The following is a 22,151-nucleotide window of genomic DNA, read 5'->3' as shown; positions in this document are numbered from 1 at the left end:
GGCGGCTGGTTCAACTAGAATCGTGCCGGAACACACGTATACCAGCCAAAGGAGTGGATGTTGAAATTGCCCCCGTCCCGTTATTTCGCCTACCTGTTGTCCCTGTTCGGGTTACTGGTGTCGCTGCCCCTGGCCATTGCCGGGCTGGTCGGGTACTGGCTGCCCGGCATACTGGCGCTACTCGCTGCCCTGGGTACCTACGACCTGTTGCAGCGTCGGCATTCGGTCAGTCGCAACTACCCCATCCTGGCCAACATCCGCTACTTCCTGGAATCCTTCGGGCCGGAGATCCGCCAGTACTTTATCCAGTCCGATACCGAGGAGCGGCCGTTCTCGCGGGAGCAGCGGGCGATCGTTTACCAGCGCGCCAAGAACACACTCGATAAGCGTCCATTCGGTTCCCAACTGGCGATGTACGAGGAGGGCTTCGAGTGGATGAATCACTCGCTGCAGCCCACCCGGATCGACAATCCGGACTTCCGGGTGGTCATCGGCGCCGACTGTGACAAGCCTTACCAAGCCAGTGTTTTCAATATCTCTGCGATGAGTTTCGGATCGCTGTCTGCCAACGCCATCCTGGCGCTCAACACCGGTGCCCGCAAAGGCGGGTTTTACCATGACACCGGCGAAGGATCGATCTCCCGATACCACCGCCAACCGGGTGGAGATCTGGTGTGGGAAATCGGCTCTGGTTATTTCGGCTGCCGCAATGACGATGGCAGCTTCAGCGAAGAGAAATTCATAGAGAATGCCACCCGGGACCAGGTCAAAATGATCGAGGTCAAGCTGTCCCAGGGAGCGAAACCGGGCCATGGCGGCATCTTGCCGGGCGCCAAGGTGACACCGGAGATCGCCGAAGCTCGTGGTGTACCGGTGGGACAGGATGTGGTGTCGCCGGCCAGCCACTCGGCGTTCTCCACGCCGCGGGAGCTGTTGGTGTTCATTGACCGCCTGCGGGAACTGTCGGGTGGAAAGCCGGTCGGCTTCAAACTGGCCATTGGTCACCCCTGGGAGTGGTTTGCCATCGTCAAGGCGATGCTGGAAACCGGACGTCGGCCCGATTTCATCGTGGTGGATGGCGGCGAGGGTGGCACCGGTGCGGCGCCGCTGGAGTTTATCAATCGCTTGGGGATGCCGCTGACCGAAGCGCTGCTATTGGTTCACAACACCCTGGTCGGGACCCACCTGCGGGAACACATCTCGATAGGCGCTGCCGGCAAGATTACCTCGGCCTTCAACATTGCCCGCACCCTGGCGCTGGGGGCAGACTGGTGTAATGCCGCTCGGGGCTACATGTTTGCCCTCGGCTGTATTCAGTCACTGAGCTGTCACAGCGGCAAGTGTCCGACCGGTATTGCGACTCAGGACCCTGGACGCAGCCAGGGGCTGGACGTGGCAAACAAGAGCGAGCGGGTCTACCACTTCCACCATAACACGGTGAGTGCGCTGGCTAACCTGCTGGCAGCCGCGGGCCTCACCCATCCCTCCGAGCTGGGGCCGGAACACATCATCCGGCGGGTATCCCGCAATGAGGTCAGCTCTTACCTCGACATGTACGCCTTTCTGGAACCGGGCGCACTCCTGCGGGGGCGGACGGGGCAGGCAGTGTTTGACCGCTACTGGCCGATGGCGGACAGCACCAGCTTCGATCCACCCGCATCCATCCGACAGCTGCGTGAGAGCAAGCTGCGATAACCGGTCCAGGCCCTTTCGTGACGCCTGAACCGGACGCCATCAATAGTTGTTGTCAAAGAGAAACCGCTTGCGCTCGTAGGCGGTGTCCACACCCATAGGGAAGTGGTGACGGCCCTGTTGGTGCATTCCCATTCCTTGATTCATGGTATCGGAGGCCATCGAATCCTCCTTCATGGAGTCTTTAATCATGCGGTCTCCGGCTTTGGCCGGACCGGCTGCAGTCGGTCCGTATGTGCGGTGAATCTGCTCTACCGGATTGGCCATGGAGCGGCCATCGTTGTGGTGTAAACGGTCAGCCCGGCTGTCAGCGTGGGTCTGGGCGAAGGGCAACAGAAACAGGCTGGCAGACAGCAGAAGCGTGCGGCTCAGCGTTGTGAATTGGCTGCGAATCATGGTGGAACCTCCATCGTATCGGTTGGGGTGAGCGGAGCAGGCATTTGCTGCAACGCTACCCCTGAGACCGCCCGTCACGGTGGAAGTTGGTCACGTTCAGACACCATTCGGTCACGTTTCGATGAACGGACTATCACGGTTCTGTCACGGCGAAAACGAGAACGGTTACGCGTCGCGTGGAGCGACAGTTTCTTTTTTCTGGCGTGTCGAATGTCTCAGAATTCAATCGATAAATTGTCCTTTCGGGCCGAACAATGGCCTTTGTGACGCCTTGGCAACACCCTGTCTGACGGGCCTACCTATACTCGTGCCGCTCAGCAGTTTGCGCCCGGCGACCTTCTGCGTCAGCCGGCGGGCAAGGAGGCCATCCTTCTGGGTAGTACCCGGGAATACCCGGCAGTCCAGCGCCGTTGTCTTGGGAATCAGGCTCGGTGCCGGAGATGTAGGGCTCCCGGACTACCGGTAGTCAGAGGTTCTTAAACAACAACACAAGACCTCGAGCCATGACACACATACCTTTGACCTCTCGGCATACCCCTTACAAAGTGCCGATCCTGGCGGTGCGCTATGCCCGCCGTTTCGCCCGGTTCATGGAGAGCCGGGGTATTGGCCGGCGGGCCCTGCTGTCGGGCAGCGGGCTGGAACCGTCACAACTGGATAACCCCGACGCCTTTCTGACCATGGAGGAGGTGATGGCCGTGGTACAGCAGGCCCAGCAGTTGCTGGGCGATGAGCTGGCACCCTTCCAGTTTGGCCAGCAGCTGGACTTCCCAGCCCATGGGCTGCTTGGTTTTGCGCTGATGAGTCAGCAAAGCCAATCCAAACTCACCCACATGATCGTGCAGTACCTCCGGGTCGGGTTGCCGGTGATGGACATGGAAGTCAGCTCCACCAGCCGCAACATTCATCTCCACCTGCGGGATACCTGGGACCTGGGGCCGGTACGACCGTTTGTTGCCAAGATCTACATGGGCAGCATCCACTCGCTGGCGTCCCAGGTCTGTCGCAGCATGCGTTTTGAGTGTGATTTTTCCTCCGGGCTGGCGCCCACCCAGTGGCAGGCCCAGGCCCGCTGTGCCGAATTTCACTTCGACAGCGGCAGTTGCCAGGTCATCATGCCGCTGACCGAGCGGCTGCCGGTGGACTCGGTGGACACCAGCTATGTGCTGGCCAGGGAACGATCACGGCAGTCGGAACAACCGGAGCGGGTCACCGAAGTGGTGGCCCAGGTGCGTGAGTTTGTTTCCCGTGATCCGGGTCGGGGCACGTCGCTGGACGCTGTCGCGCGCAAACTGGATATCAGCGCCCGGTCCCTGCGTAGCCGGCTGGCAGAGGCGGGCGAGTCGTTCAGGGACATCCGTAACGACATCCGCGAGGCCTACGCCACCCGATATCTGAGGGACACCTCCCTGGCGCTGGACATCATTGCCGAAAAAGTCGGCTTCAGTGATCAGGCCGCTTTCACTCGCGCCTATCGCAGTTGGACCGGTCACACCCCCGGCGAGGTTCGCCGGCTGGCCCAGAACTGAGCGGCACGGTCTGGTTCCGGGGGGAGGTTGACCGCCGTCACGTTTTCAAACACCGGTGCCGGGGCCTGCCAGAACTGTCAATGATCCTGCCGTTTTTCGCAATGACGATCCGCCGCTCCCCGCCGCTTAATAGAGCCAGGCATCGGAACCCCGATGCGTTGCTTGTGGTCGTTGTGGCGACCCCCGCGACCTCTCCACAGATCGATTGAGGTGTCCTCATCGATGCCGTCTGTGCACAAACAATGATCAATAAGACCAATACAGAGGACGAATGATGAACCCGACGAATGCACGCAAGCGGTCACGCCTGTTGTCATCCGCCGTTGCCTCGGCATCCCTGATGGCTCTGGGCAGTGCGGCGTATGCGGAACCCGTTAACCTCACCCTGGAATACAGCTGTCCCTTCCCGCTGATCGGTGATCAGCCCATCTTCGCTGAGATCAGTGCCGATATTCCTGCCGAGGTCAAAGTTGGCGAGCCACTTGGTCCCTTCCAGATCGAAGCGCTGACCACCGTTAACGAGGACTCCCGGCTGGGGCTGAAACTGGTTGGTTCGGCCACCATCGAGGGGGTTGCCACCTCCACCAACATCATTACCACCGGTGCTGGCGACCGTCAGATCGTGGTGCCCCTGACCATTCCCCAGTCGCCGATTCCTGACCAGTCCGGCGCCTTTACCGTACCGGCCACCGGTGAAGCAGAGCAGCAGGTATTTGATGCCGCTGACGTTGGCCAGGGCACCATTTCCGTGGGTGGCCTGGTACTCGACATGGTCGCACGCACCGCCAGTGGTGATGTCGCGCCGGCGCCAATTGGCGAATTCACGGCCGACTGTACCCAGGTTGCCGGTCAGGACAACATTCTGCAGACCTTCGAGGTGGTGAATGATGATCCGGTCCCGGATCCGAAGATTGAGGTAACGCCTGACAACCTCGAGTTCGGTAATGTCCAGTTGGGTCTGTCCGCAGAACAGAGTGTCACCATTGCCAACACCGGTGGCGCCATTCTCGGCATCAACGCCATCACCATTGATGGTTCCGCTGCCTCTGCCTACATGCAGACCAACGACTGTACGACGGTTGCGCCGGGTGAAAGCTGCACCGTTGATGTCACCTACTTCCCCTCCGGAGAAGGTGAGCAACTCGCTGAGCTGAGCATCCAGTCGGATGATCCGGACAATGGCCTAGTGGGTGTGCCCATGTCGGGTACCAGCGTGCTCCAGCCTGAGCCGGAAATCAGTGTCGATCCGCAGTCGGTGGATTTCGGCAAGATCCAGGTAGGTACGTCCGCCTCTGCCGACATCACCGTCAGCAACGTTGGTGACGAAGTGCTGTACATCAACGGTGTCAGCCTCGACGGTGCCGCCAGTGGCGACTTCCTGCAGACCCATGACTGCGCCATGCTCACCCAGGATCAGGCCTGTACCATCACTGTGACCTATACCGCTCCGGCGGCTGGCGTCAGCACCGCTAATCTGGTGATCGAGTCTGATGACCCGGATGCCGGTGTTGTCGACGTTGCCCTGCAGGGCGAGGGTGACAGCGGTTCCAGCGACACCGTGGATTTCCTGCTGGACCTGGAAGGTGCCACCACCATTAACGCCAATGGCAGCTCACTGCCGCTGAGCGGCTCCATTGATGCGGTACTGGAACTGGCCACGGGCCTGTTCACCGCCAATCTCACCATCGCGCCGACCGAAGGTACCTTCCAGATTTCCCGTCTGTTCCGTCGCCTGACCGCGACCGCAGAGGTGACCTTCGAGCAGGTGGGTGACACCACCGGACAACTGGCCAACAGTGTGTTGAGCTCGGAATCCCAGATGTACGTCCAGGTACCGGAAGTGACCACCCGTCTGTTCGGCTTCAAGATCCCGCTGGGCGGTGGCTCCGAGTGCCGCACCATTGATCCGGTCACCATTGCCATGCAAACCCCGGATGGCGAGACCTTCGAACCGCTCACTGGTGGCAACCTCAGCGGTACCTACGACCTGCCGCCACTGGAGAACTGCGGTCTGTTGACCGACGTGCTGAACCTGTTCATGGCCGGTTCCGGCAACACCATTGACCTGGAGCTGACTCCGAACCTGTAAGCCAAAAGCCGGGCCCGCGAGGGCCCGGCCACACGGTCAGCCAAGGTTATGCGCAAGAAGAACAAAGGACGACATAAGAAGGACTTATAACAATGAAAAGCCTGAAAATTTCAACACTGGTCCTGGCTACTTCGATGGCACCTCTGGTAGCACAGGCAGAACTGCAAGCGCTGAACGACCAATCCATGGGGCAGGTCACCGGTCAGTCCGGGATCACCATTGAGCTGGAGGCACAGGTTCAGTTGGGAGAGTTCCGCTACGAGGATGAAGGCTCTCTGGCCATCAGCGACATCTTTATCGGCGGTGCCGACCGGGATGATATGTTCCCGGAACTGGGCTTCCCAATCCCCAATCAGGCCTCCACGGCGATTGATAACATCAAGATCGACATCGACATCATGGCGGACGGTGACGCGGTATTTAATGTCTTGCCGCTGTATGGCTCGCCGGTGGACTTCGCCATCCGCACCGGCAAATGGGAGCTGATTGCCCAGAATGGACCCCGCGACGGCACGGTTCTCATGGATAACGTCAACGTCGAAGGGGTGTTCGGCTCGATGCGTATCGTGATCGACAACCAGACCGAGAAGATGAATGTGAACACCCGTTTCGCGGTCGACAAGCTGGAAGCGGACGTGCCGTTCCTGGCCATGGGTATCCGCGACATGCAGATTACCGGCGCCGGTTACGGTACCGCACCGGGCGAATCCGAAAACGTCGTGCGTCTGTTTGCGATGGCGGACTTTGATATCTACAAGGCGCCAAACGCCGCCGGTGTGGATGCCCTGGCCCTGGATATCAACTCGTTCGATGCTGACATGCACATTGGTGCGCTGGAGCTGGGGGGAACCTCAATCGGCGCGGTGCACCTGGATGACCTGTCGGTGTACAACACCAGCATGCGCATCTACGGCCACTGATCACGCAAGGCCTTTATGTTCGACTACTCCACTGGCCTCCGCGCCGATAAGGCGTCGGGGGTATTTTTGTTTTTGCTGAAACCGGCCGCTCGCCCGGTTGCAGAATGTTGTTTGATGTAAATCTGCCAAACATCCCCTTTCCTGTCAGAGCCATCTGTGCAAAGTTACCGCCAATCTTTTCGACCCCGGTGGATGCCCGCACATGAATCTCAAGCCGCTCTTTCTGTTTTCCCTGTCGTTGTCTCTGATTGCCTGTGGTGGTGGCGGTAGTGACGGCGAGACCGCTCCGTCCGCACAGGAGTCGTCCTCCGGGGCGGTGGAATCATCAACCGATCAGCCGGTGGACGATACCGACCTCACGGGCGGCGGCACCGGAGCCTGTGAGCTGACCGAGATGCAGGCACAGATGCTGGTCAGCCTCAATCATGCCCGGTCACAGGCTCGCGACTGTGGCGACGAGCGTCATCCCGCGGCCCCGGCATTGACTTACAGCTGTGAGATTGCACCAGCAGCGCTTGCCCACAGCATCGACATGGCCACCAACAACTTCTTCAGTCACACCGGTTCCGACGGTTTGAAAGCGTCACAGCGGGTTGATGCCACCGGATATCAGTGGCGCGTGGTGGGGGAGAACATCGCCGCCGGGTATCACGACGTTGACAGTGTCATGGCGGGCTGGCTGGAAAGCCCCGGGCATTGTCGCAACATCATGGACCCGCGTTTTGAAGAGGTCGCAGTGGAGCGTGTGCTGGCCGAGAATGCCGACTACAGTTCCTATTGGACCCAGGTGTTTGCCACTCCGCGTTGATGACGGCGTTGGTCCTGAATTCAGGATCACAGGCAGTTCTGGTTGATATCACCAGACGATCGTGCCTCTGGTGGCAGTTTGATCAAAAAGTGGTTAAAATTTCGCCGGTTTTGTATTGCCCCCCGTTTGGGCATTCCATTCACTTTCAAAATGCTGTGTGATTGCCATGAGTCCTTCTCAACTCAAGATGGCCATCACTGGCGCCTGTCTTCTGGTTATGCTGGTGGGGGCGCTGTTGATGGTGCAGTTCATGAATGATGGGGCTGGATCGGCCGGCATGACGCTGGGCGCCATGCTCATCCTGATTCCGGCCTCGGTGATGATGACCCGTCTTCCCCGGCTCTGGAAGTACCAGTCGATGAACCGGGACTGGTACCACACCACCTACCCGGACCGGGTTCAGGGTAACCAGTTGGCCTGCCGTGCCTGTGGCAGTGACCATATCCACACCCGTCAGTTGAGCCCGTTCACGGGCTACCTCGGCCACATCTGTGGCCGCTGCGACACCACGCTGTTCTATTCCTGAGCAGACACCGGGAGGCATCGTTCTCCCGGTTTCCCAATCCGTCCTGTCGTTTCCCAGCCCGTCCAGCCGTGTCCAATGCGTTCTGCCGTTTACAATGTAGTAACCGGCTGTTACCCCCTGCCAGCGATTCCGGCGCATCATGGAAGACCGCTCACCAATCCCGGTGGGCCGCGTATCTGTGACGATCAAGGGAGAACGGAACAATGACCACCAAGAAACTGCTTCTTCTGGCCGGCGACTTCGCCGAAGACTACGAAACCATGGTGCCTTTCCAGGCCCTGACCATGCTCGGGTATGAGGTGCATGCCGTGTGTCCGGACAAGAAAGCCGGTGAGACGGTGAAGACCGCCATCCACGATTTCGAGGGTGACCAGACCTACACCGAAAAGCCCGGTCACAATTTCGCCCTGAGTTACAATTTCGACGAAGTGAAAGTTGAGGACTATGTCGGTCTGGTGGTTCCCGGCGGTCGTGCTCCGGAGTATCTGCGGCTGAACGAGCGGGTAATCGAGATCGTTCAGGCGTTCAATCAGGCTGATAAGCCGATCGCCGCCGTGTGCCACGGTGCCCAGTTGTTGGCCGCAGCCGGTGTTCTGGACGGTCGTGAATGCAGTGCCTACCCGGCCTGTGGACCAGATGTAAAAATGGCGGGCGGTGAATACATGGATATCGCCGTGGACCAGGCCCATGTCCAAGGCAACCTGGTGACGGCGCCAGCATGGCCAGCGCACCCGGCCTGGCTGGCGGCATTTGTGAAACTGCTGGGCGCCCAGATTACGCTGTGATTGATGATGGCCATGGCATATGTCGCCGTGGCCATTCCCATTGGAGACTGCGATGTGTGAACTCTACGTCAAGGCGGATCCGATCCTCTACGAATCCCGCTCCCGTTCCCTGCGGATTCGTGGAGTGGTCACCACACTGCGGCTGGAGAACCAGTTCTGGGACATTCTCCAGGAGATCGCTGAAGTTGATGGCATGACCACCAACCAGTTGATCAGCAAACTCTATGATGAAGTCACCGAGCTACGGGGCGAGGTGGATAACTTCGCGTCTTTCCTGCGGGTCAGCTGTACCCGTTACCTGGCCCAACGTGAGGCCCGAACCGTGCCGCTGACGGTGGTAGGACAGAAAGCGGTCGGATAATCGATCAGAGGCGACGGCCGATGTGGTTGTCGCTCCACAGGATCGCTGCTGTCTGGGCTATGCTCAGGACAGGGCCCGCCGGCGTGTTGCTGCCCGGGGGCACTGTCAGCAGGAGCGTGAGCAATGCCCCGGCACGACTCTCAACAGGCGGTCTTACGCATCGTTGTGGTCTCAGCCCTGGCGGTGGTGGTGGGATCGACCGCGTCACTGGCGGCGATTGGCTTCGTTGAGGCCCTTCATTGGCTCAACGATTTGTTGCTGGTCTCGCCCTATGCCCGCATCCAGCGTGCTGACCAGCCCGCCCTGGTGATGCTGGCCACGGTGCTGGTACCCACCCTGGGCGGTCTTGTGGTCGGCCTGGTGGTGCATCGGCTGGTGCGGGAACGGCGAGGTCTGGCACCGCCGGACGCGATCCTGGCGGTGCAGACCCGGCGCCCGCCGCCAGACTTTCGCAGCGGACTGGCGTCGACCCTGGCCGCGCTGTTGTCCCTGGGAGCAGGCGCTTCCGTTGGTCAGTATGGTCCCCTGGTCTATCTGGGCAGCATGTTTGGTGCGCTGGCGGGGCGTTTGCACCTGCCTGTCCGCAACCTGCGGGCGATTGCCATTGGCTGTGGGGTGTCAGCCGCCATTGCCACCGCTTTCAACGCGCCAATCGCCGGCCTGGTGTTTGCCCACGAAGTCATGCTCCGCCATTACTCCCTGCGCGCTTTCGCACCGGTCACGGTGGCTGCGGCCGTGGGTTACGTGGTGGCCAACGTTTTCCTTCACCGCCCTCCGTTGTTTCAGGTGAGCTTTGCTGGTGTCGCTCACAGTTACGAGTTCGTGCTGTTTGCGGTGGAAGGCGTGTTGTGCGCCGGCCTAGCGGTGGCCTTTGTGCGCCTGATTCAAGGCAGTGCCCGCCTGGCGAGTCGACTGTCGGTCCCCACCTGGGGACGCCCGGCGCTGGCAGGCCTGGGGCTGGGAATGGTGGCGCTGTGGTTGCCTGAGGTGCTGGGTATCGGCCAGGAAACCCTGCGCTTTGCCACCATCGAAGGGGCATTCGGACGCACTGAACTCGCCCTGATCGTGGTGGCCAAACTGCTGGTCACGGCCCTGTGCCTGGGGTTCGGATTTGTTGGCGGTGTTTTCAGCCCGGCGCTGCTGATTGGTATTCTCTTCGGTGCGCTCTATGGCCTGCTTCTGCCCGAGCTGTTGCCCATCCCCCTGTCTGGCCAGGTGGTTTACGCAGTCTGCGGCATGATGGCCCTGGCCAGCTCCGTCATTGGTGCCCCCTTGAGCACCATCCTCATTGTGTTTGAACTGACTCGCAGCTATGACCTCACCATCGCCGCCATGGTGGCCGTGGTGTTTGCCAACCTGGTCTCCTACCGCGTGATGGGGCGTTCGTTATTTGACCTGCAATTGCGCCAGCGCCATTTCGACCTTTCCCAGGGCCGGGACAAGGCCATTCTGGGCACCCATGCGGTGGCGGATTATCGCGTGGACGACTGCATTCTGGCCTGGCCCGACGAGACCGTCGCCGGTGTCCAGCGACGCCTGGGCGAGGGCAAGCGGGCCGAAGCCATGCTGGTGGATGACCAGCGTCGTTACCTGGGTACGCTGCACCTGGCGGATCTGTTGACCGAGCCGGCTGCGCAACCGGTCGCCGGTCTGGCAAGCCCGCCGGCGCTGGTGTTCGATGAGCGGACCTCGGTGTGGGAGTCGATGGAGCAGTTACCGGGATTCATTGGCGAGGCGGTGCCGCTGCTGGCGGATGATGGCCGTCTGCTGGGTGTGGTGCCGGAGGAAGCGGTGATAAGGGCCTACCTGGAGATCATCCATGACCTGCGACAGGAAGAGAACGAAGCGGCCTAGTGTCTGGCTTGCGGCCCTGGGGTGGCTGTTGGCCGCACCGGTAGCGGCGGAATCAGTGACGGAGTTAGTGGCGGAATCCGGGGCGGAATCGCCAGCCCCAACCCCGCTGACGGTGCTGACCTGGGGTGGCGCCTACGAGGCCAGTCAGCGGCAGGCGTACTTTGCTGCGTTTACCGACGCTACGGGCATCCCCATCAGGACGGTCCACTACGATGGCGGCCTGGCCGATCTGCGTCGCCACCTGGCCAGTGGCGATGTGACCTGGGACCTGGTGGACATGGTCTATGCCGACGCCCTGGCGGCCTGCGACGCCGGTCTGCTGGAACCGTTGCCGGCGGAACTGCTGGCGCCGTCGCCAACTGGTGTTGCCGCGCGGGAGGATTTTCTGCCGGGGGCGATTACCCGCTGTGGCGTGGCTCACCTGGTGTTTTCGACGGTACTGGCCTTCGATGAACGGGCCTTTCCCGGAGTTAAACCAAGCTCCGTGGCGGATTTCTTTGATCTCGAACGGTTCCCCGGCAAGCGGGCGCTGCGACGGGTACCGGTGGGGTTGATGGAGTGGGCGTTGTTGTCCTATCAGGTACCGCGACAGCAATTGTACAACCTGCTGAGTACCGAGCGGGGGTTTGACCTGGCGTTCCGCCGCCTGGACCAGATTCGACCGCATTTGCGCTGGTGGACCTCGGGTGATCAGCCTGCCCGTTGGCTGGAGGATGGCGAGGTGGCCATGGCGTCCGGCTTCAATGGTCGCTTCTTTCACGCCCAGGTGACGCGGGGAGCACCGATCACCGTGATCTGGGACGGTCAGTTGCTGGATTACAACAGCTGGACCATTCTCCGCGGCAGTGACCAGGTGGCCGAGGCCCATCGTTTCATTCGCCACGCTACCCGTACCGAGGCCATGGCGGCGCTGGCGAATCGTATCAGCTATGGGCCGACCCGCTATTCGGCGCAATGGCGGGTTGGCCGACATCGGGCGTCGGGTGTTGCCATGGCCCCCCATCTACCGACCGCGCCGTCGCACCTGTCCGGGGCGATTGATCGCGACCATGACTGGTATGCCCGCACGGCAGGGTTACGGGCGCGGCGGTTCGAGGCCTGGCTGAAGCGCGATGGTGAGGCACAGGGAGACGCTGATTGACGACGTTCGTTTCGCCAGCGTTTGTGGCCAGGGAGTGAATGCGGGGCTCCCAGGATGAATTCTTCTCCATCTGCCTTGTGGTTTGCCATCGCCGGGCCCATGGTGAGAGTAGAGCGTTGGACGCATTGCCTTGATCAAAATCAAGGCGGACGCCTGCGCCAGCCGATCTTCAATGCGACGCCGTTCCTGGTCATGGCCGGGCGGTTTGGGCGGATGTGATGACTCAACGTCAATGGACCATCGCGGTTTTCCTGGCTCTGTTTGCAGTCGGGCTGCTGGCTGTCCAGTCTCCGGACCACGCCGGTGGACCGGTGCTGACCGACCTGGTGGTGGAGTGGTCACTGGACGCCGATGGCCGTGACCCGTCGCCGTCGGATGGCCCCTGGCTGATCCTGTGCGTCGTAGCCAGCGTGCTGCTGTCGTCCAGGGTCGTGCCACTGACGGCCCGCGGCCTGCGATCCCCAAGGCGTCGTCTGATTCATTTCCCCCAGTTGCCTCAGGCGCCTCCGGCCCGCTGCTGAACTCCGATCCGATTCTGCGCCTGGTATTGTGACCAGTGCCAGGTGTTTCGATTTCCTGTTCTGTAGTGAGGCACACAATGAGCAACTATTACCATGCCCTGACCGCAACCGCGGCGCAGCCGTCCGCCACTATCGCCCAGCCTGGCAGTCATTTGGAGCTGACGCTCGATGATCCGGCGCTGATCCTGATGACGGATTTTCGCCAGCAGGCTCCCTCGGTGATTGATCATGACCTGTCCGTCGGTGACGCCCGCGTGCGGATGAAGCTGGCGGATGTCGCTCTCAAGCTGGTGGTTAACCGAAGTGGTGATTGCATCGGCCTGATTGCCCTCAAGGACGTGTTGGGCAAGCGCGCCATGGCGCGCGCCCATCAGATGGGGCGGCCGCTTGAGGAGGTGCGGGTTCCCGACATCATGCAGCCACTGGCGTCGTTGCCGTCGGTCCGTCTGGCGGACCTGGAACGGGCCAGCGTGGGTGATGTGGTGGCCACCTTCCAGCACCAGCATGCGGAGCACCTGGTGGTGACAGACGGCAGTGCGAATGCGGTGGTGGGGCTGATCTCCGCCAGCCAGGTCTCCAAACGGCTGCAGATCCCGCTGGACAGTGAGGTCCGGGCGACATCCTTCTCCGACATCATGGCAGCGGTACAGGGCCATTTCGACTGATCGAACCGCCGGCGCCGGGTCATTGATCCGGTTGCCGGCTCGCGGTCTGATGGCCTATTGAGCCGCAGCTCTGAGTTCAAAGCCGTGTCGGGGAAAGTGCAGATGCACGGTGCCGATCCCGGGATCGGCGTGGGCAACCACCAGGGCATGATCATCGGCATGACGCAGTTGCCCGGTTACCGGATCGCGGCCATAGTCGCTGGGCGCAACCGTGACGGTATCGCCGCCCAGGGCCTCGTCGCAGCAGTCGACGGGGCGCGGTGTGGCGGCCTTGGCCAGTGCCAGAGCATTATCACTGGTCATCGGCTTGGGCTGGCCATGGCCAAAGGCCCGCATCCTGCCAAACCATTCCTCCACCGCAGGCCATTTGCGCAGTACCGGTTTGCCGGCAAAATCGCACAGGAACCACAGGCTGTGATACGCCGAGAAATCCGCGATGCACGGGGTATCGCCAAACAGAAACGGTTGATGCTGAAGTCGGTCGTTCATCAACGCGTGGTGGTTGTCCAGCCGCTGTTTTGCCTGCCAGGGGCTGTCGGCTTTGACCTTTGCCAGACGTGCAATGCCAGCACGGTCCCGCAGAAACTGCCAGGTGTCCACCAACGACGTTTGCCGGATCATCTTCCATAGCACGCCAGGCCCGCCGGCTGTGATCAGACTGGCCAGAAAAACGGCCTGGTCGGCTTCGGCCACAAAGGCCTGGATCTGCTCACTCTGTTGTTCCACCACCAGCTCCGGCGCATGGCCCAGTCGGGCGATTTCCCGCGCCACCGAGCGGGTGTCGCAGAACACGTCGGCACCCAGCTGGGCAACCGGTATCCGGCGGTAACCGCCGGCAAGCGTGGCCAGCTCAGGACGGGGAGGCATTTCCCGCACAGTGACCGAGTGCCACGCCAGACCGGTGTAGCCCAGCATGGCCCGGATCTTTTCTGAGAACGGCGACAGCGGGTAGTGGTAGAGGATCAGTTCCTGCACTGGGGTGCCTCCAGGCGATGTATTGTCAGGCGTTGTATTGTAGAGCGGATGGGCTACCGTAACGGAATGCGCGGACTGGACAAATGGCCGTGCCGACCATTGAATGGCGCGCTATCGGCGGGTAGTGCTCGATGGTTCTTGGCTGGATCTGAAGGGGGATAGGCGCAGATGCGAAAGCGGCGCAGGTGGTACGCAGCGCAACTGGTGCTGCTTTGGTGGGCGAGCCTGGCCTTGATCTGCACGGCACGGGCTGAACCGGTACAGATGGTGACCGAAGCGTGGCCACCGTTGCTGGTTGAGGGCGATAGCGGGCCCGAAGGGGTGCTCTGGGAGATCACTGAGGCGGTGTTCCAGCGCATGGATACCCCGGTTGAGCTGACGTTCCTGCCCTGGAAACGGGCAATGCGACAACTGGAGCGAGGCCATAGCGACGCCATCCTCGGAATCAAGCGAAACCCCGACCGGGCCCGACGGTTTCAGTTTTCCGGGGTGCCCCTGGTGAGCAGTGAATCGGTGATCCTGCACACCCGGGCTCGCTCCGAAACTCTGGATGATCTGGCCGATCTGGACGGCCTGCGCATCGGCTACTCGGCGGGCTATTTCTATTGCCCTGAGTTTGAGGCGTTGGACACCATCCACCGCCACCGGGTGCCTGATCTGGACGCCGGGCTGAAAATGCTGGAGTTGGGGCGTATTGACGCGTTGCTGATGAACCGGCAAGTGGCGGAGTTCTACGTCAGCCAGGATCGCTACCAGGGGCGCTTCCGTGCTTCTCCCCACGTTGCCTGCACCATGGATCTGTTCATCGCGTTCTCGCGGCAGACCCCCGAGTCCCTGATCCACTCGTTTGATGAGGCCCTGCGCCAGCTCCGTCGCAGCCCGGCCTACCAGGACATGCTGCGTCGCTACCGGAATGCGACGGGCCGAAGCTGAGCGCCGCCTCCAGAAGGGACCCTGGCGCTACAGGTATTTGCGCAGGTCCAGGTTGAAGTAACGGTAGAGCACGCTGCGCTGCTCCCGCTCAGACTGTCGCCAGCCATAGATCGCCGGCGCTTACTTCCCGATCTACCTGATCTGGTCCCAGGTCCTGGAATCCGAGCGGTTCCTTTCTTCCTTCCCCACTTGCCGAAGAAAATCCTTCCACTGGCCTGACGCCGATGAAATCTTGTCTACACTGAAGAATGTGTCGCAATCATAGGTATTGACAGGCAAAGCGCTCAGGTGAGTTGTGATTCTGGCGGGCCGCCTGTTTTACCGGATTTCAAACTCCGACTGTCATTCGTAACGTAATTGCCCCGAGAGTAACGGCGGCCGTAGCGCTCATCGGACCAAACTGATGGATGTGTGACTGGTGACCTTGTGAAGGATCATGCCGATGCCCAGAGTCTCTGAAGGCCCCTCCTATCTGACGCCCCTGGCCGCTGTTGCCGGCACCCTGACCGGCTTGCTGATGCTTTGGCTGACAGTTGACTGGCTGGCGGTCGTGGTGGCTGCCGTTGTCCCTGCAGCGACGGTTTGGCTGATCGCTCGCCAGGATCACAGCGTTGAAGACGCAGCCCAGGTAAGCGCCGGGGAGCGCGCCGCAGAGCATGAGGTGTTGCAGGGGATTGGTGAGCTGGCACAGGACGAATTTTCCCTGCATCGGGAGCAGCTCCAGAGTCTGCAAGGCGTGCTTGAGGACGGTGTGCAGCTGCTTCGGGGCGCGTTTGATGACATTCATCGCCTGCTGAATGAGCAGAAACAGGCCATTGGCGAGATTCTCTCGGGACAGGACCCGTCAGATCAGGGCATCAGCATCGACGATTTTTCCAGCAAGACCTCGGAGATGCTGGACTTTCTGATCGGCAATACCGTGAAGATCAGCGAAGACCTCACCGATCTGGTCACCAAAGTCACTTCCGTTGATCAACAGATGCCAGCGGTGATGAAGGCCCTGGAAGAGATTGACCAGTTGGCGGAACAGACCAACCTGCTGGCTCTTAATGCCGCTATTGAGGCTGCCCGGGCAGGGGAGCACGGCCGTGGGTTTGCCGTGGTTGCCGACGAGGTAAGGTCGCTCTCCAAACGATCCGCGGAATTCAGCAGCGATATCCGCAAGCAGCTTCAGGGCATCAATGAGGCGGTCGCCCACCTGAGCCAGCACATTGGTGCCATTGCGGCCCAGGACCTGGATACCCTCACCGAGTCCAAGGCCGAAGCTGAGGCATCGATCAGGAACCTTCAAAAGCTGGCCGACCGCGAACGGATGTTGACCCAGAACGTCAATCGCATTGCCGAAGAGCTGGTGGACGCATCTGATCGCGCCACCCGGGGCCTGCAATTCGAGGATATTTCCACCCAGACCTCCGACTACCTGAGCCAGCGCCTGGGGCTGTTGAGCGAGCTGGCGATGGCGTTGTCCCGAAGTGATGAGCCGGCGCAACTGGCGGCGGCGTTGGCAGAAGCCCAGCGTGGCCTGTCCGGGTTCCGGAAGAGCCCGGTCAGTCAACAATCCATGGCAGCCGGTGAGGTGGAACTGTTTTAGCGGCATCAGTAGCGACTGCCAAACAGCGAATCATAGCTAACGATCTATAAATAACGATCTACAAACAAAGACTAAAAAACACGACAAGGGAGCCGTCGTCAGCTCCCCATGCATTCCGACCTTCTGGAGAGAGTATATGGGCAAGCACGTTTTGATTGTTGATGACTCCGCGTCGATCCGACAGATGGTGGAGCATACGCTTAAAACCGGTGGCTATCAGGTGACGGCCGCGGCCGATGGTCAGCAGGCACTGGATCTGTGCAAAACCACCCGTTACGACTTTGTGTTGACCGACCAGAACATGCCGAAGATGGATGGCCTGACCCTGATCAAGAGCCTGCGTTCCATGGCCAGCTACGGGCGCACACCGATCGTGGTGCTGACCACCGAGGCCAGCGATGACATGAAAGCCAAGGGCCGGTCGGCCGGCGCCACGGGCTGGATGGTGAAACCGTTCAACCCCGCCAATCTGTTGGAGATCACCGCCAAAGTCCTGCGTTAGGGCAGTTCCGGAGACTGCCATGAGCATCGACCTGAACCAGTTCCATACGGTGTTCTTCGAGGAGAGCCAGGAACACCTGGATACCATGGAACAACGGCTGATGGACCTCGACCTGGGCCAGCCGGACCCGGAGGACCTCAACAGCATCTTTCGTGCTGCCCATTCGATCAAGGGCGGCAGTGGCATCTTCGGCTTTTCGGCCCTGGGCCAGATCACCCATGTGATGGAGAACCTGCTGGATCAACTGCGCCAGGGCCAGCGGCATCCCGATAACGCATTGATCGACTTGCTGTTGTCAGTGGTCGACTGCCTCCGTCGAATTCTGGAACGTTACCGCGAGGAAGCCGAGCCGGACTGGGATGAAGTCGCCAGCGTGACCAAGGAGCTGGAGCAGGTGTTGGCCTGCAAAGGCGCCGGTGAGCGGGACGACGTGGCCGCGTTGCAGGCCGATGCCGAATCCGATGCGTTTGGTTTCTTTGACGATCCGCCGGCCGAAGAAGCCGACTGCGATTCGGCCAACACGGATTCAGCGGACCGCGACGACGCCGGCTGGGGCCTGTTTGAGGATGACCCGGCATCGGGCGCTGGTCCGCCTGCCGATTCCGGTGCCGGGCCGGATGTCGATGCGTCGGCGGCGTTTGGTTTCTTTGACGAGCCGACGGCCCCTGCTGAGGCGAACCCCGACAGCGTCCCGAGTTCTCCTGGTGCAGCGGCGGCCGGTGCGGGTCAACAGGCTGCGCTCCGCAAAAGCAAGGCGGCAGCGACCAGCGAGTCGGCGACCATCCGCGTGGGCGTCGACAAGGTGGATTCGCTGATCAACCTGGTAGGGGAACTGGTGATCACCCAGTCCATGCTCAAGGTATTGGGGGAAGATCCGGAGAATCTCGACCCGATGAAGATGGCCACTGTACTGGCGGAACTGGAACGGCATACCCGTGAGATTCAGGAATCGGTGATGTCGATCCGGATGATCCCGGTGTCGTTTGTGTTCAACCGCTTCCCCCGGGTGGTGCGGGACCTTGCCGGAAAGCTGGATAAGAAGGTAGAGCTGGTGCTGGAAGGCACCCAGACCGAGCTGGACAAGGGGCTGATCGAGAAGCTAGTGGATCCGTTGACCCATCTGGTTCGCAACAGCATTGATCACGGCATTGAGACCCCGGATCGCCGTCGGGCGGCGGGCAAGCCGGAGCAGGGCACCATCGTGATCAGCGCCAGTCAGCGTGGTGGCAGCATTGTGATCGCAATCAGTGATGACGGCGCCGGCCTGAACCGGGAGCGCATCCTTGCCAAGGCCCGGGAGAACGGTCTGGCTGCCAGTGACGATCTGCCGGATCAGGAGGTCTGGGAGTTGATCTTCCAGCCGGGCTTTTCCACCGCCGAACAGGTCACGGACGTGTCCGGCCGGGGCGTCGGGATGGACGTGGTACGTCGCAACATCCAGCAGCTGGGCGGCCGCATCGAGATTGCCAGTTCGGAGCATCAGGGATCGACCTTCACCATCCAGTTGCCGCTTACCCTGGCCATTGTCGATGGCATGGGCGTCTCGGTGGGTGGTCAGACGTTCATCATTCCGCTGGTGAGCATCGTGGAATCGATGCAGCCGCCAGCGGCCAACCTGAACCGTTTGGCCGGCTCCAACCTGTTGCATGTCCGGGAGGAATACTGGCCGTTGTTGCCGCTGGGCGATGTGATGGATGTGACGCCCCGGCACCGTGATCCGGCAGACGCCATCGTGGTGCTGATTGAAACCACCAAACGACGCTACGGCCTGGTGGTGGATGAGCTGGTGGGGCAACAGCAGGTGGTGATCAAGAGTCTGGAACAGCACTACAAGCGGGTACCTGGCACCGCCGGGGCCACCATCATGGGTGACGGCAGTGTGGCAATGATCCTGGATGTGGAGTCGCTCGCTGACATTGTCCAGGACCCGATTGAGGAGGCCATATGAGCAGACAGAAGGACCAGGGTGATGGGGCCCAGGTGACCCGGACCGATGTACGGGAGTACCTGACCTTTTCCCTGGGGGACGAGCACTACGCCCTGGACATTATGGCGGTCAAGGAAATCCGGGGTTATGAGTCGGTTACCCGCATCGCCAATGCCCCGGATTTCATCAAGGGGGTGATCAATCTGCGGGGAGACATCGTTCCCATTGTCGATCTGCGGATCAAATTCAATGTCGGTGAAGCCACCTACAACGAGTTCACGATTGTCATCGTGCTCCAGGTTCATGAGCGCATGGTGGGGATCGTGGTGGATGGAGTGTCCGATGTCATTGCCCTGTCGAGGGAGGAACGCCGACCGCCACCGGAATTCGGGGTGGCGTTTGACAGCCGTTTCCTGGTCGGTCTGGCCAGGGTGCAGGAGCACATGGTGATCCTTGTGAACATCGAGGCACTGATCACCAGCAACGAACTTGGTCTAGTGGATATCGCCACCCAGGAGTCCGAAAATGCCAACTAATCCGTCTCACACCCTCAGCAGTGATTCCCCCTATCACGGTTCCGGGCAGGCTGCGGCCGGTGCGGGTGCGACTGCTTCCCCGGTGCCCGGATTTGGCTTGCCGGTGTCCCGTCAGCTCCAGCTATCAGCCGGAGTGCCGTTGATACTTGTGTTGGTCCTCAGCCTGGTTGCGTTGCTGGGCGCCGGTAACGACTCCCTGGTGATGATGTTGATGGCCTTCAACCTGCTGACGGTGATTGTCGGCGGTCTGCTGATTTACCTGGCGGTCCGTCGCCTTCAGGGGGCCCTTGGGGGCGAGCCCCGCGAGTTGCGGCTGGCGGCTGAAGCGCTGGCGGACCAGCGGCTGGACCAGGCATTGCTTTCGCCAGACCACAGTAAGGGCTTGGGTGCCCATTTGCTGCGCCTGCGTGAACGGCTGGTGGAAGGCGAACGGGAATCCGAATTCAACGTACGCATCCGTCAGGCCGTAGACAGTGCAAACACCAACATCATGATTGCCGATGCGGAGCGCAACGTGGTTTACATGAACGACTCCGTGCGCCGCATGTTGCAGGACGCTGAGTCGGAGATCCGCAAGGATCTGCCCAACTTCCAGGTTGATGGTGTGCTGAACAACAGCATCGACCGCTTCCACAAGAACCCGGCTCACCAGATGCAGATGCTGGAACGGTTGACGTCAACCCACCGGGCTGAAATCCGCCTCGGGAGCCACACCTTCGGGCTGATTGCCAATCCCATATTTGCCAGGGACGGTCGCCGACTCGGTACCGTGGTGGAGTGGAAGGACCGCACCCAGGAGCTGGAAGTGGAAGCCGCGGCGGTATTCAACACCCGTATCCGGCAGGCGGTGGACAACTCCAGCAACAACATCATGATCGCCGATGCTGATCGCAACGTGGTGTATATGAACAAGGCGGTGGAGGATATGTTGCGGAATGCGGAAGCACAGATTCGCCGCGACCTGCCGCAGTTTGATGTCGATCGCATACTCAATGGCAGTATCGATCGCTTCCACAAGAATCCGGCCCACCAGATGCAACTGCTGGGCAATCTACAGGGCACTTACCGTGGCCAGATCACCCTGGGCGACAAGACTTTTGGGCTGATCGCCAATCCCATCTTCGGCGCCGGTCAGGAACGCCTGGGAACCGTCGTCGAGTGGCTGGACCGGACCCACGAACTCAAGGCCGCCAATGACGTGACTACTCTGGTTCAGGCGGCCTCGGCCGGAGACTTCAGTCAGCGTATTCCCCAGGATGGCAAGGAGGGTTTCTTCCTGGAGCTGGCCAACGGCCTCAACCAGTTGATGGATACCTCGGACAAAGGTCTGAATGACATCGCCCGGGTGCTGGGCGCTATCGCCGAGGGTGATCTGACCGAGAGAGTGGATGCGGAGTACCAGGGCACCTTCCTGAAGCTGAAAGACTTCTGCAACCGCACCACTGAAAACCTGACACGGATGCTCGGAGAAATCCGGGGGGCGTCAGACACCATTCTGACGGCCTCCAATGAGATTGCCCAGGGTAACGCAGACCTGTCGGCCCGAACCGAGCAGCAGGCGTCCAGTCTTGAAGAAACCGCTTCCAGCATTGAAGAACTGACCTCCACCGTTCGGACCAACACCGACAACGCCAAGCAGGCCAATGTCCTGGCGGAACAGGCGACCGATGTGGCCACCGACGGCGGTGATCTGATCCGTCAGGTGGTGACCACCATGGAGTCCATCAACCAATCGGCCCAGAAGATCAACGACATCATTGGGGTGATTGATGGCATTGCGTTCCAGACCAATATCCTGGCGCTCAATGCTGCGGTCGAGGCGGCCCGGGCCGGTGAGCAGGGCCGGGGGTTTGCCGTGGTCGCCTCGGAGGTGCGTACCCTGGCCCAGCGTTCTGCAGACGCTGCCAAGGATATCAAACAGCTGATCTCCGATTCGGTGGCCAAGATCGAAGGTGGCAATACCCTGGTGAACAAGTCCGGCGAGACCATGACCGAGATCGTGACGGCCATTAAACGGGTTAACGACATTATGTCGGAGATCGCCGCTGCGTCGGTGGAACAGGCCAGTGGTATCGAAGAAGTCAATACGGCAGTTGGCCAGATGGACGAGATGACCCAGCAGAATGCGGCGCTGGTGGAAGAGGCCGCGGCCGCGGCAGAAAGCCTGCAGTCGCAGGCGGGACAGCTTCAGCACAACGTCAGTGTGTTCCGGCTTGATGACAGTGGCACGGCAGCCTCTGTGGCACCGATGGCACCGATGGCACCGATGGCGCCGTCGCGACCGGCAGCCAGGCCGGCAACAGCCGCCTCGGTTCGCAAACCCGCTGCCAGGCCCGGCAAGGTCAATGCGCCGGAGAGTGAGGATGACGACGATTGGGAATCCTTCTAGGCGGCGCTGAG

At 60.9% G+C, this 22,151-nt stretch carries 20 protein-coding genes; 18 read left to right on the top strand and 2 right to left on the bottom strand.

Features of this window, described 5'->3' with window-relative positions; translation table 11 throughout:
* The first annotated feature begins 57 nt into the window (after positions 1-57).
* Positions 58-1,695 (top strand): FMN-binding glutamate synthase family protein, encoded by a 1,638-nt coding sequence (locus tag MLD24_RS02430; protein WP_248163520.1) that lies wholly within the window; start codon positions 58-60, stop codon positions 1,693-1,695.
* Between the two features lie 39 nt (positions 1,696-1,734).
* Here MLD24_RS02430 and MLD24_RS02425 read toward each other — a convergent pair whose 3' ends face one another.
* A complete protein-coding gene (locus MLD24_RS02425) occupies positions 1,735-2,088 on the bottom strand; it encodes a hypothetical protein (RefSeq protein WP_248163517.1) in 354 nt (117 codons plus the stop codon).
* A gap of 503 nt (positions 2,089-2,591) precedes the next feature.
* Between MLD24_RS02425 and MLD24_RS02420 the strand changes: the two genes are divergently transcribed.
* The 11 genes from MLD24_RS02420 to MLD24_RS02370 all read left to right on the top strand — a co-directional run bounded on the left by MLD24_RS02420 (position 2,592) and on the right by MLD24_RS02370 (position 13,287).
* Positions 2,592-3,617: a helix-turn-helix transcriptional regulator gene (locus tag MLD24_RS02420; protein WP_227175160.1), complete on the top strand. Its 1,026-nt coding sequence runs from the start codon at positions 2,592-2,594 to the stop codon at positions 3,615-3,617.
* A gap of 274 nt (positions 3,618-3,891) precedes the next feature.
* Positions 3,892-5,706: a choice-of-anchor D domain-containing protein gene (locus MLD24_RS02415; RefSeq protein WP_248163515.1), complete on the top strand. Its 1,815-nt coding sequence runs from the start codon at positions 3,892-3,894 to the stop codon at positions 5,704-5,706.
* 92 nt (positions 5,707-5,798) lie between these two features.
* On the top strand, positions 5,799-6,626 hold the full coding sequence (locus MLD24_RS02410; RefSeq protein ID WP_227175162.1) for a DUF6160 family protein: 828 nt from the start codon (positions 5,799-5,801) through the stop codon (positions 6,624-6,626).
* A 202-nt stretch (positions 6,627-6,828) separates the two neighbouring features.
* Positions 6,829-7,434 carry a CAP domain-containing protein gene (locus tag MLD24_RS02405; RefSeq protein ID WP_248163512.1) on the top strand — a complete coding sequence of 202 codons (606 nt, stop codon included), beginning with the start codon at positions 6,829-6,831 and terminating at the stop codon, positions 7,432-7,434.
* A gap of 166 nt (positions 7,435-7,600) precedes the next feature.
* Positions 7,601-7,960 (top strand): hypothetical protein, encoded by a 360-nt coding sequence (locus MLD24_RS02400; protein WP_227175164.1) that lies wholly within the window; start codon positions 7,601-7,603, stop codon positions 7,958-7,960.
* Between the two features lie 203 nt (positions 7,961-8,163).
* Positions 8,164-8,745 carry a DJ-1/PfpI family protein gene (locus tag MLD24_RS02395; RefSeq protein ID WP_227175165.1) on the top strand — a complete coding sequence of 194 codons (582 nt, stop codon included), beginning with the start codon at positions 8,164-8,166 and terminating at the stop codon, positions 8,743-8,745.
* A 52-nt stretch (positions 8,746-8,797) separates the two neighbouring features.
* A complete protein-coding gene (locus MLD24_RS02390) occupies positions 8,798-9,106 on the top strand; it encodes a ribbon-helix-helix domain-containing protein (protein WP_227175166.1) in 309 nt (102 codons plus the stop codon).
* A gap of 123 nt (positions 9,107-9,229) precedes the next feature.
* Positions 9,230-10,960 (top strand): chloride channel protein, encoded by a 1,731-nt coding sequence (locus MLD24_RS02385; RefSeq protein WP_248163509.1) that lies wholly within the window; start codon positions 9,230-9,232, stop codon positions 10,958-10,960.
* A 28-nt stretch (positions 10,961-10,988) separates the two neighbouring features.
* The gene (locus MLD24_RS02380) at positions 10,989-12,101 is read left to right on the top strand and encodes an extracellular solute-binding protein (protein ID WP_248163507.1); all 1,113 of its coding nucleotides are present in this window, start codon (positions 10,989-10,991) and stop codon (positions 12,099-12,101) included.
* 218 nt (positions 12,102-12,319) lie between these two features.
* The gene (locus tag MLD24_RS02375) at positions 12,320-12,622 is read left to right on the top strand and encodes a hypothetical protein (protein WP_248163505.1); all 303 of its coding nucleotides are present in this window, start codon (positions 12,320-12,322) and stop codon (positions 12,620-12,622) included.
* 77 nt (positions 12,623-12,699) lie between these two features.
* Positions 12,700-13,287 (top strand): CBS domain-containing protein, encoded by a 588-nt coding sequence (locus MLD24_RS02370; protein ID WP_248163502.1) that lies wholly within the window; start codon positions 12,700-12,702, stop codon positions 13,285-13,287.
* Between the two features lie 54 nt (positions 13,288-13,341).
* On the opposite strand, the gene MLD24_RS02365 is transcribed toward MLD24_RS02370, so the two are convergent.
* Positions 13,342-14,262: a glutathione S-transferase family protein gene (locus MLD24_RS02365; RefSeq protein WP_248163494.1), complete on the bottom strand. Its 921-nt coding sequence runs from the start codon at positions 14,260-14,262 to the stop codon at positions 13,342-13,344.
* 168 nt (positions 14,263-14,430) lie between these two features.
* On the opposite strand from MLD24_RS02365, the gene MLD24_RS02360 reads away from it, so the two are divergent.
* The 6 genes from MLD24_RS02360 (at position 14,431) to MLD24_RS02330 (ending at position 22,140) form a co-directional block, all read left to right on the top strand.
* Positions 14,431-15,195: a substrate-binding periplasmic protein gene (locus MLD24_RS02360; RefSeq protein ID WP_248163492.1), complete on the top strand. Its 765-nt coding sequence runs from the start codon at positions 14,431-14,433 to the stop codon at positions 15,193-15,195.
* Between the two features lie 442 nt (positions 15,196-15,637).
* Positions 15,638-16,786 carry a methyl-accepting chemotaxis protein gene (locus MLD24_RS02355; RefSeq protein ID WP_248163490.1) on the top strand — a complete coding sequence of 383 codons (1,149 nt, stop codon included), beginning with the start codon at positions 15,638-15,640 and terminating at the stop codon, positions 16,784-16,786.
* 136 nt (positions 16,787-16,922) lie between these two features.
* Entirely contained in the window at positions 16,923-17,288 is a 366-nt protein-coding gene (locus MLD24_RS02350) for a response regulator (RefSeq protein ID WP_227175176.1), read from the top strand.
* Positions 17,289-17,307: 19 nt separating this feature from the next.
* Positions 17,308-19,236 (top strand): chemotaxis protein CheA, encoded by a 1,929-nt coding sequence (locus MLD24_RS02345; protein ID WP_248163488.1) that lies wholly within the window; start codon positions 17,308-17,310, stop codon positions 19,234-19,236.
* Positions 19,233-19,751 carry a chemotaxis protein CheW gene (locus MLD24_RS02340; protein ID WP_227175178.1) on the top strand — a complete coding sequence of 173 codons (519 nt, stop codon included), beginning with the start codon at positions 19,233-19,235 and terminating at the stop codon, positions 19,749-19,751. The genes MLD24_RS02345 and MLD24_RS02340 overlap by 4 nt, the downstream gene beginning before the upstream one ends.
* Positions 19,741-22,140: a methyl-accepting chemotaxis protein gene (locus MLD24_RS02330; RefSeq protein WP_282450394.1), complete on the top strand. Its 2,400-nt coding sequence runs from the start codon at positions 19,741-19,743 to the stop codon at positions 22,138-22,140. Before MLD24_RS02340 ends, MLD24_RS02330 begins: the two co-directional genes overlap by 11 nt.
* Positions 22,141-22,151: the final 11 nt, after the last annotated feature.

Origin of the sequence: Marinobacter xestospongiae (genome assembly GCF_023156385.1) — a bacterium.
Lineage (GTDB): Bacteria > Pseudomonadota > Gammaproteobacteria > Pseudomonadales > Oleiphilaceae > Marinobacter > Marinobacter xestospongiae.
This window is presented reverse-complemented; position numbering and strand designations above follow the sequence as displayed.

Coding starts and splice junctions, on each gene's coding strand:
- MLD24_RS02430 (WP_248163520.1), top strand. CDS start 58: ATGTTGAAATTGCCCCCGTCCCGTTATTTCGCCTACCTGTTGTCCCTG.
- MLD24_RS02400 (WP_227175164.1), top strand. CDS start 7,601: ATGAGTCCTTCTCAACTCAAGATGGCCATCACTGGCGCCTGTCTTCTG.
- MLD24_RS02355 (WP_248163490.1), top strand. CDS start 15,638: ATGCCCAGAGTCTCTGAAGGCCCCTCCTATCTGACGCCCCTGGCCGCT.
- MLD24_RS02405 (WP_248163512.1), top strand. CDS start 6,829: ATGAATCTCAAGCCGCTCTTTCTGTTTTCCCTGTCGTTGTCTCTGATT.
- MLD24_RS02340 (WP_227175178.1), top strand. CDS start 19,233: ATGAGCAGACAGAAGGACCAGGGTGATGGGGCCCAGGTGACCCGGACC.
- MLD24_RS02375 (WP_248163505.1), top strand. CDS start 12,320: ATGACTCAACGTCAATGGACCATCGCGGTTTTCCTGGCTCTGTTTGCA.
- MLD24_RS02395 (WP_227175165.1), top strand. CDS start 8,164: ATGACCACCAAGAAACTGCTTCTTCTGGCCGGCGACTTCGCCGAAGAC.
- MLD24_RS02330 (WP_282450394.1), top strand. CDS start 19,741: ATGCCAACTAATCCGTCTCACACCCTCAGCAGTGATTCCCCCTATCAC.
- MLD24_RS02420 (WP_227175160.1), top strand. CDS start 2,592: ATGACACACATACCTTTGACCTCTCGGCATACCCCTTACAAAGTGCCG.
- MLD24_RS02410 (WP_227175162.1), top strand. CDS start 5,799: ATGAAAAGCCTGAAAATTTCAACACTGGTCCTGGCTACTTCGATGGCA.
- MLD24_RS02345 (WP_248163488.1), top strand. CDS start 17,308: ATGAGCATCGACCTGAACCAGTTCCATACGGTGTTCTTCGAGGAGAGC.
- MLD24_RS02360 (WP_248163492.1), top strand. CDS start 14,431: ATGCGAAAGCGGCGCAGGTGGTACGCAGCGCAACTGGTGCTGCTTTGG.
- MLD24_RS02370 (WP_248163502.1), top strand. CDS start 12,700: ATGAGCAACTATTACCATGCCCTGACCGCAACCGCGGCGCAGCCGTCC.
- MLD24_RS02390 (WP_227175166.1), top strand. CDS start 8,798: ATGTGTGAACTCTACGTCAAGGCGGATCCGATCCTCTACGAATCCCGC.
- MLD24_RS02385 (WP_248163509.1), top strand. CDS start 9,230: ATGCCCCGGCACGACTCTCAACAGGCGGTCTTACGCATCGTTGTGGTC.
- MLD24_RS02350 (WP_227175176.1), top strand. CDS start 16,923: ATGGGCAAGCACGTTTTGATTGTTGATGACTCCGCGTCGATCCGACAG.
- MLD24_RS02425 (WP_248163517.1), bottom strand. CDS start 2,088: ATGATTCGCAGCCAATTCACAACGCTGAGCCGCACGCTTCTGCTGTCT.
- MLD24_RS02415 (WP_248163515.1), top strand. CDS start 3,892: ATGAACCCGACGAATGCACGCAAGCGGTCACGCCTGTTGTCATCCGCC.